Consider the following 14,474-nt stretch of genomic DNA (forward strand, 5'->3'; position numbering starts at 1 on the left):
GGGGTTATAGCATTGAGGGCACGACCTGATCCGGTGGGCGGTGGCCGTCTTCGAATGTTTTGATGTTGATGATAACTTTCTCGCCCATCTCGATCCGGCCTTCCAACGTGGCGGACCCCATGTGGGGCAGCAAGACAACGTTATCCAGCTCACGCAGACGCGGGTTGATGTCGGTGCCGTGCTCATAGACATCCAGACCGGCACCTTGCAATTCGCCAGCGCGCAGCATCCGCGTCAGGGCGTTTTCATCGATTACTTCACCCCGCGAGGTGTTCACGATCACGGCATCAGGCTTCATCAATTTCAGACGACGCGCGTTCATCAAATGAAAGGTGCTGGGCGTATGCGGGCAGTTGATGCTAAGCACGTCCATCCGCGCAACCATCTGGTCTAGGCTTTCCCAATAGGTGGCCCCCAGTGCTTCCTCGACCTCGGGGCGCAAGCGGCGGCGGTTGTGGTAATGCACCTGCATGCCAAAGGCGGCCGCACGGCGTGCCACGGCCTGACCGATCCGGCCCATGCCAAGAATACCCAAACGGCGCCCGCTGACCCGACCGCCCAGCAATGCCGTGGGGGCCCAGCCTTTCCAGTCGCCCGATTGCATCTGCGCCATGCCTTCGGACATGCGGCGTGTCACGGCCAGAATAAGCGCCATGGTCATGTCGGCGGTGTCATCGGTCAGAACACCCGGCGTGTTGGACACCAGAATCCCGCGCTGGCGGGCTGTCGTCACATCGATATGGTCAACACCCGCACCGTAATTCGCGATCAGTTTCAACTGGTCACCCGCCTGCCCCAGCAGGGCCGCGTCGATTTCATCCGTGACCGTTGGCACCAGAATATCGGCTGTTTTCATGGCCTCACCCAGTTCGGCGCGGGTCATTGGCGTATCATCTTCGCGCAAGGTCACCTTGAAAAGTTCCGACAATCGCTTTTCAACGACCTCCGGCAACCGTCGCGTGACTACAACACTTAGCGGTTGCTTTGACATTTTGAGCCTCCCAAATCTGGCTTTGCGCTTTGCTTGGTGGCATGGTGTCCCAAGCGGCGACGAGGCACAAGAACTTCGCGGCGTAAATGAGCACAAAATCAACCACCAAAGATCAAGCAGGCCGTCATGACATCCAAGTTCCGTATCGCCCTATTGGGGGCGCTGGTATCGATTCCATTGGCTTTCAGCACCGCCCAGGCGGCAGAGGGGGTTGGTCAGGTCACCAATCTGCCTGTCCCCCGTTTTGTGTCGATGAAGGCCGCCGAGGGCAACGTGCGGCGCGGCCCGTCCCTGACCCACCGTATCGATTGGGTGTTCAAACACCGCGACATGCCCCTGCGCATCACGGCTGAACATGGCCACTGGCGCCGCGTCGAAGACCGCGATGGCATGGGCGGCTGGGTGCATTATTCGCTGCTGTCGGGCACACGCACGGTGCTGATCGAGCAAGACAAAATGAAGCTATTGACGCGCCCGGACCCGAACGCGCCCGTTGCTGCCGAATTCGAAATCGGTGCCATCGCACGACTGGGGCAATGCAGCCTTGAATGGTGTTTTCTGCGCGCAGACGGCTACAAAGGCTGGGCCCCCAAGGCACGTCTTTGGGGCGTTGGCACCCGCGAGATACGCGACTAGGGTTGCGCAAAGCCCCATCGGCCCAACGACATTTGACAAGACAAGGAATGACACATGCGCGCTATTACCTATTCCACATTGGGCGAAGCCCGCGATGTACTAAAGCTGGTGGAAATGGAAACGCCCGCCCCGGCCCAAGGCGAAGTATTGGTGCGTTTGGCGATGTCCGGCGTGAACCCGTCTGATGTGAAATCGCGGCGCGGCAGACCCGGCATGACAAAGCCCCCCTTTGATCAGGTTATTCCGCACAGCGATGGCGCGGGCGTAATCGAAGCAGTTGGCGAAGGCGTCGATACGGCACGCATTGGCCAGCGTGTTTGGATCTGGAACGGCCAGTGGCAGCGCCCTTTTGGCACGGCAGCAACCCATATCACGCTCCCCTCGGCCCAAGCCGTCGATCTGGCTGATGACGTATCGTTCGAGGCCGCCGCAAGCTTTGGCATCCCTGCCCTCACCGCCTGCCACGCAGTTTTTAACGGTGAAGACGTCAAAGGCCAGACAATCCTGATTCAGGGCGGCGCTGGCACAGTGGGCTATCTGGCCGTGCAACTGGCCAAATGGGCAGGCGCAAAGGTGATTGCGACAACCGGCAAAGACGGCGCGCGCCGCGCCCGAAAAGCTGGCGCAGATGTGGTGTTGGATTATGCATCGCCTGATTTGTTAGAACAGGTGTTGGAGGCGAACGGCGGCAAGCCCGTCGATACCGTGATCGAGGTGGAATTCGGCGTGAACGTCGGGCTGGATGCCGAAGTGATCAAACCAAACGGCCGCATCGCAGCCTATGGATCGGCCAAGGAAATGACCCCGACCTTGCCGTTCTTGCCGCTGCTTTTCAAAGCGGTCACAATCGATATTATTCTGGTTTACCTTCTGACAGACGCCCAACGCCGGATCGCCATCGACAAGGTCCATCAGGCATTGACCGACGGCGCGCTGGACTGCCCCGTCGAGCAGATATTCCCGCTGTCCGAGACAATACGCGCCCACGAGGCGGTCGAGGCGGGTGCGCGCAGTGGCGCAATCTTGGTTGATTGTTCAGAATAACAGTGCGGCGCAGGGCGGAATTTTCAAAAAATTCCGGACCGATTTCTTTGTAAGAAATCGCGCGCGATTGCAAAATTGCGTGCCACGGCACAGTCTAGGCCTGCGACCCTGTTTGTCCGGCATCAGGAGATGTACCATGAGACTTCTAGCACTGATTTTCTGCCTGTTGCTTCCGTTGGGTGCCACTGCCCAAAACACGACCACCCAGCCCACAGGCACCATAACCATACAAGAAAGCGCCGCCGGCGACCGCGCCATTGCAAAGCGGATTCGCGATATCCTGGCTGAACTGGACGGGTATGCCAGTGTGGAGGTCGCCGTTTCAGCCGGCATCGTGACCCTGACCGGCACCACAGTCGACACCCAAAAGACAAAGCAACTTAACGATCTTGTCGGGCGTATCGAAGGGGTTGTCGCAATCGAAAACGAGGTGGCGGAAACCACCGATGTCGCCGACCGCCTGAACCCCGTTCTTGACCGGTTCAAGGCCCGCATCGCACAAGCCGTGGCGTTCCTGCCCCTTGCTGGCATCGCTTTGGCCGTTTTTGTCGGAATTGTTCTTTTGGGCTTTTTCATCGCAAGGTGGCAGCAGCCATGGAACAGAATTGCCCCGAACCTGTTCATCGCCGACATTTACCGACAGGTCATCCGAATGCTGTTTATCATCGCGGCTCTGGTGCTTGCCCTTGATATTGTCGGCGCGACTGCGCTTTTGTCCGGCATTCTGGGTGCGGCAGGGATCGTCGGTCTGGCAATCGGTTTTGCCGTCCGTGACACCGTCGAAAATTTCATCGCATCCATCATGCTATCGATTCGCCAACCCTTCCGGCCCAACGATACAATCGAGATCGAAGGCGACACCGGCAAGGTCATCCGCCTGACCAGCCGCGCCACGATTCTTCTCAGCTTTGATGGCAATCACATCCGAATCCCGAATGCGACCGTCTTCAAAAGCCGAATCGTTAATTTCACGCGCAACGCCGAGCGCCGTTTTTCCTTTGAACTGGGTATGGCCCCCGATACCGATTTCGCCGCGGCGCGCACCCTCGCCCTTGAGACGTTGGCCGCGTTGCCCTTTGTTCTGGATACGCCAGAACCCAGCGTTTGGATCGAAACCATCGGGGATAGCACGATTTCACTGCAACTTGCGGCATGGGTGGACCAAACCGATACCAGTATTGACCTTGCCCGCGGCGAAGCAATTCGCCTAACGATAGCGGCGTTTGACCGCGCCGGCTTTGCCATGCCGGAACCAACCTACAGGCTGACACGCCCTGCCGAGGTGCCTAGCAAAGAGACGCAGCCCCAAACTCCAGGAACGCCAGCAGCGCCCCCCTCGATGGCCCCGCAAGACGTCGATGCAAACGCAGAGAAAGCTCTGGAGCAGATCATTGATCAAGAACGCGCCGGTACAGAGAGCGACTTGCTGACCGATCGAGCCGCTAACGAATAAATTTCACCCGAAACTCTGCATTTTTTCATCAATCAGGTCTTGCACCATCCTGAAACCCGGACTAAATAACGGCCAGTGATGGGATGTGGCCTAGCGGTAGGGCACCTGTTTTTGGTACAGTAGATCGTAGGTTCGAATCCTACCATCCCAGCCACTACTCTTCAAAATTTGTAAAAAACCGGGGCTCTTCGCCCTGTGGCTTTGAAATTGCATCCCAACCTTCGCATGATGGGATGCACGTGGATTGCTCCTGCCAAGGCGCAGGCCAAATGCGTCAGACCTTCCGGATCAGGCTCCCTTCCAGGGGAACGGCGGCGGAAAGGGTGTTGGAGATTGTGCCGTATTTCAGAACGTTGCGGTGCAGAAGGTCAAGCCGGGCATCTGTCTCGTCACTGTCCACTTCGATCCGGTAGCGGATCAACGTCAGCTTGGGCGGCACATCTTGCCGGATGCCTTCCAAATAGACCTCGGCCCCCTGCAACTGAAACTGCAAAAGCGGTGTAACCCGTTCAATCCCTTTCAGCATGCATGCAGCCAGCGCCGATAGCAGCAATTCAACCGGGTTCATCGCATCGCTGCGGCCCGCTAGGTCGGTATCCAAGACGATCTCGGCTTCTTTCGCCACGGCAAGGCTGCCATGGCTATCGATACGGCGGGCAGAAACGCGATAATCCGTCACAGCATTTGGCCTATCTCTGCGGCGCTCAGAACTTTCCCCGAGGACAGCACCCGATCATCCACCACCAGCGCAGGCGTCGACATCACGCCGTAAGCGGCGATTTCAGCAAAATCGGTTACCTTGACGATTTCGACGTCCTTACCGGCGGCCTCTGCGGCCGCCTTTGCGTTGTCGCCCAAGGTTACGCATTTTTTGCAGCCCGAGCCGAGGATTTTGATAATCATGTTGTGTCCTTTCAAATGAATAGATGCGTGATGGCGTTGAAAACAAAGCCTATTGTCAGGATGCCGACGGTCACAATCCCCGTGAATGTGACCAGCAACGGCATCTTTACGACCCGCTTGAGCATAATGAGCGAAGGCAGCGATAGCGCGGTGACGGCCATCATAAAGGCCAGCACTGTCCCAAGCCCGACGCCTTTGCCGACCAGCGCCTCGGCGATCGGCAGGGTTCCGAAAATGTCGGCATACATCGGGATGCCTATCACCGTGGCCACCGGAACCGCCCACCATTTATCCTGACCAAGCAGCGCTGAAATCGTTTCCGCAGGCACCCAGTTGTGAATGGCAGCGCCAATACCGACCCCGATCAGGACGTAGGGCCAGACCTTTTTGACGATATCCATGACTTGATCGCGGGCAAAACCGATGCGCTCGTTTCTGGTCATCGTTTCGTCAGCATCTAACACCGGCACAGTGCGTACAAAGTCGGCAACCTGCCCTTCCATGCGCAGCTGGCCGATCAACGTGCCGCCGATCACAGCCACCACCAATCCAACGCCGACATAAGCGAGCGCAATTGGCCAGCTAAAGATCGAGGCAAGCAGAATGACCGACGCCATATCAACCAACGGCGACGAAATCAGGAACGAGAACGTAACACCCAGCGGCAAGCCAGCAGCAGTAAAGCCGATGAACAGCGGGATCGATGAACACGAGCAAAACGGGGTGATGGTGCCCAACAAAGCACCAAGGATATTTGCGCCGATGCCCTCTCGGCCACTCAAAATCCGCCGTGTACGTTCGGGCGGGAAATAGCTTTGCACATAGGAGATTAAGAAGATCAACACCGAGAGCAGGATGAAGATTTTGACAACGTCATAGACAAAGAACTGCACCGATCCACCGATACGCGAGGCTGGATCAAGGCCGACCCACTCTACGCCCGCGGTCACCAGATCAGACAACCATTGCATTCGAAGCAATTGATCGTTCATCCAACCGAAAACATTCATTCCGCCACCGCCCCATTAATGGTTTCGTCAACAAGTGCAGCGTTCAGCCCTGCCCACAGATATGGCGGTTGGTCCGGCCTGATCCGATACAGCCCCCGATCCGCCGCTACACCAGCTTGCATATGGCCCAGCATCCGGTTTCGCGCGTCTTCGTCGCGCGGTATCCGCATAGGGGCCAACCACGCAGGCCGGACAAGAGCGGACAGGAGATAAAAAATCATAGGTGCACCTCTACTTATACGCATTTTCGCATAAGCTGAGGTGCAGTTCCTTGACCCAGATCATTCGATTGGATGCGATGACGATATTACCGGCAGGGCATGCTTTGGGTGAAACCATAGCGTAAGCCCAGAATGGGCTGGGGACAGGAAAGCGGCCCTTTGTAGAGCGACGGCTATGCAGACTTTACCGCCGTTCGTTTCCAGCGACCTATGTAGGACTATAGCGTAAAATGCCTGCGATCAGTGGTCCTGATGACGCATCAGACGGATGATTTACGCCGTCATTCACCACAACTTCCGCGAAATCGAATGGGCTCACGCCTTCGAGGCAGGCGACATTGATACCAAACTGATTTGGATTGGATCTGCGTTGGTGGTGAGTGTAAATTCCACAAACCGGGCAGAAGTAGTGCTTGGCTGTTTTTGTATTGAATTGGTAGAGGGTTAGACTGTCTTCGCCTTTCAGAAAGCTGATACCGTCCAGTTGGGCGGATACGGCGATTGCGCCTCGCATGCGGCAGTAAGAACATGAACAGCGGCGGATAGTATTCAATCCGTCAGTGAGCTGGACTTCAAACTGCACGCCTCCGCAATGGCATGATGCTAGGTGTTTGCGTGAAACGGGTTCCATCTTGAACAGTCCTTTTCCGTGAGCTCTAAGCGATCATAACCGGCTTAACTATAATTACAGAATACTAGCGGCGATCATGAAGGCCGCTGAATGCCGTTATTCGCCGCCAATCACAGTCAGGCCAAGCAGACGCCAGATTTGCATGCCACCGCGATAATAGAAAATGCGGTCTGCGGGATAGCCCGCCGTGATCATGTTGCGGATCGCGGAGGGCGACTGACCGCACCAGGCGCCGTTGCAAAACAGCGCTACAGGCTTGGCTGCCGCACAGTCCCATCCGTCGAAATCCGGCTCACACCCCAGTTGGCCAAGTTCGTCGACAACATAGGTGTAAGGGATGTTTATCGCACCGGGAATAGTGCCGCCTTCGAACCAGTCACGTGTGCGGCTGTCCACCACCACAGCTTCGGAGTCCTTTAGCATCTCGATCAGTTCCAGTTCGCCGATCGTGGTGACCCCTTCCGCAGGACTGTGCGGTTGAATGCAAAAATTCGGGCAGCTGCGAGAGGTCAGCGCCCATTCACCGCTGATCTGATTTTTAGTATCTTGGATCCTGTCGATCGTCACCATACCGCTCTCTGTCGGCACGGTGACCGAGGGCATGTCTTTGGTGATACCCACCTCGGTTTGTGCCATCGCAGTCCCAGCGACGAGTGTCAGGGCGATTGTCCACGCGAGATTTTTCATGACTTGGTCCTCCAGATTTCATCCGCAGCCTAGGGCAAAGCTTAGTCGTTGAACGGTACTCCGTCATCACATTTCATGGTGTCGCAGAGCGGCCAATCGTCACGGAGAAGGTTTTCGTCTGACTGCGGCGGTGACCGTCAAGGCGCATTCTGGAGGTGTCTAATCGTGGGCGAGGTCGTTCTGAACCACGACTGGGGTCTCAAAGTACTGAAAGCGCGGCGTGCTGCCAAAAGTCTCGGCGACGCGGGCACGAAACGCTTCTCCGTGTGCCGCCTGTGCGTCGGCGACACTGTCCCAAGTATACACACCACCCGCGATCCCGGCCTCAGGGTCATAGAGGTAGTTCTTGCGGTGCAGCTTGGGGTGTGCCCGCCAAATTTTGGCGCTTTCCTCAAAGAGCGCGACGACGCGCTCGCGCTCCATCTCTTTGTTGATCTCGAATGTTACGATCTCGGTAATCATAGGTAATCGTCCCTCTCTAGGGGAAAGATGGCACGCGCCTTGATGCAATACCAGCCGCGAGGCATCGCGAATATCTGGTTTGGTGGGGTGTAATACAGTACGAAGGGCCGCTTTGGGCCGTTCCTGTTCCTCAACACAAACGCTGAATCCAGATATGCGCTACTGTTTGCGCCAATATCTGCTTTGCTTGAAAACCAACACGAGTGTCGCCTTCGAGCCCAACATATAAAAACCATGCATGGTATCGACCGGGCAGACCCTAAATAAACCGACAAATCTCGGGTGGGCTAGCTTACTCTGTTTCGACCTCGGGCCAAAGCGCGTGATCTAGTCCCTGCAGAAAAGGTGCCAGTAACTTTTGGCGGTCCCGCCACTTTCCAATCGATTGGGTGTGAATAGGCGTACGCAATTGATTGGCGCTCATTGTCAGGACCTGGGACGTCGTTTGATCCGGCGATGCCATTTGAGAGTTCCATTCGATCCCGCAATGCTTGGCAAGTTTGCGACCTTCACCTTCGATGTCCTCAACCAAAGCCTCGTAGTGAATATCGTAGATTTGCCCCGGAAATACCTTATGCCAATGTGACATCATGCGAGCGTAAAGATTGAAGTAATCGGACATGGCCTTGCGATCATAGGTATAATTCAGTGCTGAACTTGAGAAATGGGCCTGGAACATCGACAGGGCAATATCGCGCGGATCCCGCCGGACGTTCACGATTTTAGACTCGGGATAGATTGATTTAAGGAAACCAACTATCCGGAAGTTTGCAGGCATTTTATCGACATAGGCCAGTGCATCAACAGGCAGTTCAGGGAGCAACCGGAGGTCCTCGGCCCTGAGTTCTTCGATCTCGCGCGCAGTAAATGGCAGGCCGCGATGGATCGTCTCTTCGAGAAGGAAACCGATCGTACCGCGTTCGCCCAAGGGAACGACCTTGGCGTGACGTCCAAGCATCGCCTCAACCAGAGTAGTGCCTGATCTTGGCAGGCCCAAAACGAAGATCGGCGTTGGCGCGGTGCGGATTTCCTTTTTCGGTGGCAGAACATTGGGGAAACGTTTCAGTATACCCTCAGCAGCCTCGCGTTCGGCTTTCGCGTTATAGTGGCTGCGGTTGGCGAAAAAGTTATTTGCTTGGATAATATCTCGATCTGCCTGTTCGCGCGCGCCTTTCCCCGAAAGGATATGAAAACGGGCGAAAAGCAGAAAGGCTTCGTCTTCCGAACCTTTACCAACGCGGAATAGCGCGTCGGCGACTTGAAGCTCCAAATCAGCCAAGTCTTCGCCGCTCAGCATTTCACTTAACGCTTTCAACGCGCTGGCCTGAGAGGGATCCAAGCTCAACACATGCCTATACGTGGCTATTGATTGCTCCGTTTTGCCCATCTCTGAAAATTGTGCAGCAAGGCGCAACTGAGCACTTATATTGTCGGGGTCGATCTCCACGGCGCGCAGGGCGAAGTTCAACGCATCATCAAACCTCAGATGGCGCGCCAGTGGCAAACTCATGCGGGTCAACGTCTCCGCATCCAGCGGATCGATTGAAATTACTTTTTCATAGTCTTCCAATGCATCAGCGATCAATCCAAACTGAAGCCGAATGAATGCCCTAAGCTTGTACCCTGCCTTGTCCTCTTGATTGCATGCAATGTATTGCGTTGCTGCCGCCAGAGCTTCCTGCTTTCGTTTCAGAGCCGCGAGACCCTGCGCTTTCAAATAGACGGCATCAGGTGTTTCAGGCACGGCGTGCAGGGCGAGAAGCGCATTCTCATACTGTCCCATAAGCAAGTAAGTTTGAGCCAAGTTCTTTCGGGCTTCTGCATAGCCGGGGTCCAAGAGAATGGCCCGCTTGAAACTGTTCACCGCTTCGCCCGTTCGCGACATTGCGCTGAGCGCTATGCCAGCCAGATTTTCGGGGACTGGGGAATGCGGTGCTTCCTTTTGTGCCTTGCGCGCATATTTTAGAACGTTCTTGAACCGGCGTTGCGCGAGCTCCTGTTGGGCCAGCACAATGTTCGATACGGCTGATAGCAAAAAGGTCGCTCCTTAATTACAGTCCTGGCAAGACCTTTCGCACAAGTTGCTACTGCAATTGCCCTGCAGCGAATCCACGACGGTACGCGCGGCTGGCAATTCATCTGTGCGTGAAAGGTATTAGAATCAATTTCATGGGGAATACTGACATTCAAATGGTATTGCTGAACGGCGGCTCCATCCGCACTACAAACCTTTGTGAACGCTGCAGAAATAGGCAATTCCCTGCCTGTTGTGAATGGCTGCGGCTAACACCTGTGGCTGCCATTCATTCGGACCATGTCTAAAGTCCGCTTCCGGCCCAAAGTTACTGTGGCCTAAATATCTATCAATACATCAATTAATCGAAGCAGCCGGCAGTTGATTGCGCATCGCATACAGCTACTATCTTGCTGAGTACGAAATTCAGCGAGGTCCAAAGTGAGAACTTATCCTATTCCTTTTAACGAGGAAGCACGTCTTCGGTCCGTATTTGCTGTTCCCGGCCTGAGCGAAGCGAATGCTGGCGTCTTCGATGCGATTTGCGAGGCGACGAGGAAAATTCTTGACTGCCCGATTGCACATATCAGTGTCGTTGAGGGTGACACCCAGTGGTACAAATCTGTCGTAGGGATCGAGCTTGGACGGATGCCGAAGAACAACAGCTTTTGCACCCATACGATCATGTCCGGCAAACCGATGGTGGTGCCGGACCTCAGCAAAGACCCCCGGTTTGAAGCCCATCCTATGGTTGCTGAAGGCGGGCCCGGTGCCCGGTTCTATGCCGGGGTCCCACTGGTGCTGTCGTCGGGACAACGTTTGGGAAGTTTATGCGTCCTTGATCTGGTTCCTCATGAAGCGCCATCGGATCACCAAATGTCCATTCTAGCAGATTTGGGAAAGGCCGTTGTTGCTGCGCTGGAAGGTGTCCCGCCAAGACCAGTGGACCAAACAAAAGACGAAGGCGCAAAGTCGACGTTCATTACCCTTATCGGGCATGAGTTGCGTACGCCGCTCACCATTCTCTTTGGTAGTTTGCAGTTACTTGAAGCGATGGCAGAACGAGGTACCAACAAGGCATTGGTAAGCTCGGCACGAAAATCAGCCGAGCATCTGATGGGGCTCGTTGAAACGATTATTGCATACAGTAACGCCGCGACCGGGGAACTGTCCCTGAATGAACGTGTCTGCGAGTTGGAAGTCATAGTGGAAGGCATTGCCGAACTGGTATTGCCGGGCGCTGATGGTGAATTGAAGACGATTACTGTTGTAGAAGGTTCACTAACCGGCCCGATATTTATCGATCCTGATCAGATCAAACTTGCTCTGCACGCCCTTGCTCTTAATGCGATCAACCATGGTGGCCAGAAAACCACCGTAGGAAGCCGTATAGACGCGTCCGGCAACATTGAAATTTCGATCACTGATGATGGCAGGCTGGACGAAAATGTCGAACTCGCGGCGCTGTACGAACCTTTCGTTGTTGGTGGCAGCATCAATAACAGGGATACGCGGGGCGGATTGGGGCTTGGTCTTCCGTTGACGCGGAAATTGGTAGAGCTTCATGGTGGAGAATTCGAGGTGCAAGCCACCGAGGACTGTACCGCTGCAATAATCCGCTTGCCCGCTTGGCGCATGAAGACTGCTTAACCGGGCTGATTGGCCGGTCTGACCCAGTTAACCTGTCAGCACACGTCAGCACCCGGATCTGAAAAGCGATAAAGTTCGTCGCCGGGTAGACGCTACAAGTCGATATAAACAATGCGGATATTGTAACTAGGTTCGTCTATGATCCAATTGATGAATGAGCTGCTGGCCAAGGCCCACCCTTAGGCAAATCCATATGAGCGAAGCCGCGCGACAGCCTGAGTGATATCATACTCGGTATTGTAATAATGGGGCGCGATGCGCAGGACCGTCGGAAGGCTGCGACGTTCGGCATCAATGCGCGTGCTTGAAGGTTGCGACGCACCAATTACAAAGCGTTCTGCTGCCATATGCTGAATGACCGCCTCCGGGTCCGTGTCATTGATAGAAAAGCTGACGATCCCGCATTTGGTCGATCCCAGATCGTGCAGCGTGATCTGTGGGTCTTCCGCAAGCAGCGATCTGGTTTGTTCAGCCAGCATGCTGATCCGCTCTGCAATCAGATCGATACCGATTTGATCAGCATAGTCGATTGCCGCGCCAAGACCGGCTCTGAGAGCGCAGGAATTCTCCCAGGTTTCAAACCGTCTTGCGTCATCGCGAAGCTCGTACCTATCGCGTGCCACCCAAGGTGCGCCAAAATGGTCGATCATCGCGGGTTCCAAGGATGCCAGCCATTTTTCTTTCACATAAAGAAACCCTGTGCCGCGCGGACCACGCAGAAATTTCCGCCCTGTGGCCGACAGGAAATCACATTGTAATTCAGCTACATCGATACGCATCTGCCCTGCCGCCTGACACGCATCAAGCAGGTAAGGAACGCCGTGCGCCTGTGCGATTTTCCCCACTTCGGCTGCGGGGTTGACCAAACCACCGTTGGTTGGAATCCAGGTGATGGCAATCAGCCCGACGTCATCATCTATCGTGTTTTCCAGGGCCGTTATGTCCAACGCGCCGGTCTCATCCGAGGGTATGACCTCGATCCTCAAATCGTCGCGCTTTGCCCTTTGAAGGAAAGCGACGTAATTCGCCGCGTATTCGGCCTCGCAGGTTAGAATGCGCGCACCACGCTTGAGTGGCAGTGCATAAAACGCATGGCACCACCCCACCGTCGCATTCTCCATAACTGCAATTTCGCGTGTGTTTGCGCCGATATGGCGCGCCACAGAGCTGTAAACGCGTTCAAGTTTGTCCGCTTGCTGCGCTTGCGCCTCATAGCCGCCGAACTGTGCTTCAAGTTGGGTGTACTCTATCACGGCATTCACGACGCATTGCGGCATAAGCGCGGAACCAGAGGCCAGCAAATGGGTCGAAACCTGTATTCCGGGTGTTTCGCTTCTAACTTTTTCGATATCTATCGCGCTCATGCTTCCACCCACTGCCAAATTCTGTTTGCGGACTTTGGCGACATTGCCGAATTGATGCAAGACGGGCGCAGAGCTGTCTTTCGCTGCCAAACGCGCCGGGGTTGGCTGTGCGTGCGAGCTCCTTTTATTTCGATGAACTCTGAATCCGCTCTGGAAAAGGGCGGGACGCTCTGCAAGTTTGCCCCGAAGTCAATCCATGGGTGCCGCGCCAATGATCCGCCAACTTTCAATTCCAGCCGTTTACATGGGGCTGCTTGCAGCGTTCGTGGGGTATTCGGCGTCTTTCGCGATCGTTCTTGCAGGAATGAAAGCCATGGGGGCCACTGACGGCCAAGCTGCAACAGGTCTGTTTTTTGCAACACTTGGCATGGGGGTCTGCAGTATCTGGCTTCCGGCGGTAACGCGGATCCCCGCCGCTGTTGCATGGTCAACACCCGGTGCTGCGTTTCTTGCTGCGACGGTAATGTTGCCGGGTGGCTTTAGCGAAGCGGTTGGCGCGATGATTTGCTGTGCCGGATTGATCGTCTTGACGGGTTTGATCCCATCCCTTGGACGCATTGTTGCGGCTATTCCCAAGCCGATTGCAAATGCGCTGCTGGCTGGCGTTCTGCTTAAACTATGTTTGGCCCCCGCCTTGGCCTTGGGCACAATACCGGTCTTGGTATTGCCTGTGCTTGTTGCTTGGGTGATCGGGTTGGCGTGGAACAGGCTGGCCGCGATGCCATTTGCCGTCATTGCCTTTCTTGCGGTTCTCTATTTCACTGTCGATGGGTCGGGTGGCGTGGTTCAAACCAGCACGGCATGGTTGCCGGCCTTTGACCCCGTTGCGCCGCTCTTTACCGTTCGGGCATTCTTCTCGATCGCTTTGCCGCTCTATCTGGTCACGATGGCAGGTCAGAATATCCCCGGCTTTGCAGTACTAGAGTTGAACGGCTACACCGTGGACCGGCAACCGCTGATACGCAAAACCGGCTTCGTCAGTTTGCTGATTGCGCCGTTCGGATCTGTCCCCGTCAACATGTCCGCCATAACCGCCGCGATGATGGCCGGTGAGGACGCAGGCCGCGATCCGGCGACGCGCTATTGGGCCGCGATCACATCCGGTCTCGTTTATGTTGCATTGGCATGTGCCGCAGCCGCCGTCACGTCACTGGCGGGCTTGGCACCTTCTGCCTTAATAACGGCAGTCGCGGGTCTTGCGCTTATCCCCGCATTGGTCGGTTCGGTTTCGGCCGCTTTCAATAACACAGCGCAATTAGAGGCCCCCGCGATGACATTCCTGATTGCAGCAAGCGGCATGACACTCTTTGGCGTGAGCGGTGCATTTTGGGGCGTCATTGCCGGCGCGCTCGTTTGGGCGGCGAAGGCGCGCACGAGGTAGCGCAGGGCTGACGGTGCGCCACAAGAG

The 14,474-nt window shown here is 55.7% G+C and carries 15 protein-coding genes and 1 tRNA gene; 6 read left to right on the forward strand and 10 right to left on the reverse strand.

What is annotated here, in order from left to right:
- Positions 1 to 4 precede the first annotated feature (4 nt).
- Positions 5 to 991 (reverse strand): D-glycerate dehydrogenase, encoded by a 987-nt coding sequence (locus tag KZZ06_RS03760; protein WP_219578718.1) that lies wholly within the window; start codon positions 989 to 991, stop codon positions 5 to 7.
- A gap of 126 nt (positions 992 to 1,117) precedes the next feature.
- Here KZZ06_RS03760 and KZZ06_RS03765 point away from each other — a divergent pair, with 126 nt between their 5' ends.
- From KZZ06_RS03765 to KZZ06_RS03780, 4 genes are all read left to right on the forward strand, one after another.
- A complete protein-coding gene (locus tag KZZ06_RS03765) occupies positions 1,118 to 1,627 on the forward strand; it encodes an SH3 domain-containing protein (RefSeq protein WP_219578719.1) in 510 nt (169 codons plus the stop codon).
- A 54-nt stretch (positions 1,628 to 1,681) separates the two neighbouring features.
- Entirely contained in the window at positions 1,682 to 2,671 is a 990-nt protein-coding gene (locus KZZ06_RS03770) for an NADPH:quinone reductase (RefSeq protein WP_219578720.1), read from the forward strand.
- Between the two features lie 136 nt (positions 2,672 to 2,807).
- Positions 2,808 to 4,124 carry a mechanosensitive ion channel family protein gene (locus KZZ06_RS03775; RefSeq protein WP_219578721.1) on the forward strand — a complete coding sequence of 439 codons (1,317 nt, stop codon included), beginning with the start codon at positions 2,808 to 2,810 and terminating at the stop codon, positions 4,122 to 4,124.
- 79 nt (positions 4,125 to 4,203) lie between these two features.
- Positions 4,204 to 4,278 (forward strand) — tRNA-Gln (locus tag KZZ06_RS03780).
- 120 nt (positions 4,279 to 4,398) lie between these two features.
- On the opposite strand, the gene KZZ06_RS03785 is transcribed toward KZZ06_RS03780, so the two are convergent.
- From KZZ06_RS03785 to KZZ06_RS03820, 8 genes are all read right to left on the reverse strand, one after another.
- On the reverse strand, positions 4,399 to 4,803 hold the full coding sequence (locus KZZ06_RS03785) for an OsmC family protein (RefSeq protein ID WP_219578722.1): 405 nt from the start codon (positions 4,801 to 4,803) through the stop codon (positions 4,399 to 4,401).
- Positions 4,800 to 5,027, reverse strand: a complete 228-nt coding sequence (locus tag KZZ06_RS03790; protein WP_219578723.1) for a thioredoxin family protein — start codon at positions 5,025 to 5,027, stop codon at positions 4,800 to 4,802. The genes KZZ06_RS03785 and KZZ06_RS03790 overlap by 4 nt, the downstream gene beginning before the upstream one ends.
- A gap of 11 nt (positions 5,028 to 5,038) precedes the next feature.
- A complete protein-coding gene (locus KZZ06_RS03795) occupies positions 5,039 to 6,037 on the reverse strand; it encodes a permease (protein WP_219578724.1) in 999 nt (332 codons plus the stop codon).
- Positions 6,034 to 6,258 (reverse strand): hypothetical protein, encoded by a 225-nt coding sequence (locus KZZ06_RS03800; RefSeq protein WP_219578725.1) that lies wholly within the window; start codon positions 6,256 to 6,258, stop codon positions 6,034 to 6,036. The genes KZZ06_RS03795 and KZZ06_RS03800 overlap by 4 nt, the downstream gene beginning before the upstream one ends.
- 208 nt (positions 6,259 to 6,466) lie before the next feature.
- Positions 6,467 to 6,889 (reverse strand): GFA family protein, encoded by a 423-nt coding sequence (locus tag KZZ06_RS03805; protein ID WP_219578726.1) that lies wholly within the window; start codon positions 6,887 to 6,889, stop codon positions 6,467 to 6,469.
- A 96-nt stretch (positions 6,890 to 6,985) separates the two neighbouring features.
- The gene (locus KZZ06_RS03810) at positions 6,986 to 7,576 is read right to left on the reverse strand and encodes a rhodanese-like domain-containing protein (RefSeq protein WP_219578727.1); all 591 of its coding nucleotides are present in this window, start codon (positions 7,574 to 7,576) and stop codon (positions 6,986 to 6,988) included.
- A 159-nt stretch (positions 7,577 to 7,735) separates the two neighbouring features.
- Positions 7,736 to 8,038: a hypothetical protein gene (locus KZZ06_RS03815; protein WP_219578728.1), complete on the reverse strand. Its 303-nt coding sequence runs from the start codon at positions 8,036 to 8,038 to the stop codon at positions 7,736 to 7,738.
- A 292-nt stretch (positions 8,039 to 8,330) separates the two neighbouring features.
- Positions 8,331 to 10,073 (reverse strand): tetratricopeptide repeat-containing sulfotransferase family protein, encoded by a 1,743-nt coding sequence (locus tag KZZ06_RS03820; RefSeq protein ID WP_219578729.1) that lies wholly within the window; start codon positions 10,071 to 10,073, stop codon positions 8,331 to 8,333.
- A gap of 420 nt (positions 10,074 to 10,493) precedes the next feature.
- Between KZZ06_RS03820 and KZZ06_RS03825 the strand changes: the two genes are divergently transcribed.
- On the forward strand, positions 10,494 to 11,702 hold the full coding sequence (locus KZZ06_RS03825; protein ID WP_219578730.1) for a GAF domain-containing sensor histidine kinase: 1,209 nt from the start codon (positions 10,494 to 10,496) through the stop codon (positions 11,700 to 11,702).
- A gap of 179 nt (positions 11,703 to 11,881) precedes the next feature.
- Here the strand turns inward: KZZ06_RS03825 and KZZ06_RS03830 are convergent, their stop codons facing one another.
- Complete coding sequence (locus KZZ06_RS03830) at positions 11,882 to 13,066, reverse strand: aminotransferase class V-fold PLP-dependent enzyme (protein WP_219578731.1); 1,185 nt, start codon at positions 13,064 to 13,066, stop codon at positions 11,882 to 11,884.
- 211 nt (positions 13,067 to 13,277) lie between these two features.
- On the opposite strand from KZZ06_RS03830, the gene KZZ06_RS03835 reads away from it, so the two are divergent.
- Positions 13,278 to 14,447, forward strand: coding sequence for a benzoate/H(+) symporter BenE family transporter (locus tag KZZ06_RS03835; protein WP_219578732.1), 1,170 nt, complete (start codon positions 13,278 to 13,280; stop codon positions 14,445 to 14,447).
- The last annotated feature ends 27 nt before the right edge of the window (positions 14,448 to 14,474 follow it).

The organism is Sulfitobacter sp. CW3, from assembly GCF_019392245.1.
Classification (GTDB): Bacteria; Pseudomonadota; Alphaproteobacteria; order Rhodobacterales; family Rhodobacteraceae; genus Sulfitobacter.

Coding starts and splice junctions, on each gene's coding strand:
- KZZ06_RS03760 (WP_219578718.1), bottom strand. CDS start 991: ATGTCAAAGCAACCGCTAAGTGTTGTAGTCACGCGACGGTTGCCGGAG.
- KZZ06_RS03765 (WP_219578719.1), top strand. CDS start 1,118: ATGACATCCAAGTTCCGTATCGCCCTATTGGGGGCGCTGGTATCGATT.
- KZZ06_RS03770 (WP_219578720.1), top strand. CDS start 1,682: ATGCGCGCTATTACCTATTCCACATTGGGCGAAGCCCGCGATGTACTA.
- KZZ06_RS03775 (WP_219578721.1), top strand. CDS start 2,808: ATGAGACTTCTAGCACTGATTTTCTGCCTGTTGCTTCCGTTGGGTGCC.
- KZZ06_RS03790 (WP_219578723.1), bottom strand. CDS start 5,027: ATGATTATCAAAATCCTCGGCTCGGGCTGCAAAAAATGCGTAACCTTG.
- KZZ06_RS03795 (WP_219578724.1), bottom strand. CDS start 6,037: ATGAATGTTTTCGGTTGGATGAACGATCAATTGCTTCGAATGCAATGG.
- KZZ06_RS03800 (WP_219578725.1), bottom strand. CDS start 6,258: ATGATTTTTTATCTCCTGTCCGCTCTTGTCCGGCCTGCGTGGTTGGCC.
- KZZ06_RS03805 (WP_219578726.1), bottom strand. CDS start 6,889: ATGGAACCCGTTTCACGCAAACACCTAGCATCATGCCATTGCGGAGGC.
- KZZ06_RS03810 (WP_219578727.1), bottom strand. CDS start 7,576: ATGAAAAATCTCGCGTGGACAATCGCCCTGACACTCGTCGCTGGGACT.
- KZZ06_RS03815 (WP_219578728.1), bottom strand. CDS start 8,038: ATGATTACCGAGATCGTAACATTCGAGATCAACAAAGAGATGGAGCGC.
- KZZ06_RS03830 (WP_219578731.1), bottom strand. CDS start 13,066: ATGAGCGCGATAGATATCGAAAAAGTTAGAAGCGAAACACCCGGAATA.
- KZZ06_RS03835 (WP_219578732.1), top strand. CDS start 13,278: ATGATCCGCCAACTTTCAATTCCAGCCGTTTACATGGGGCTGCTTGCA.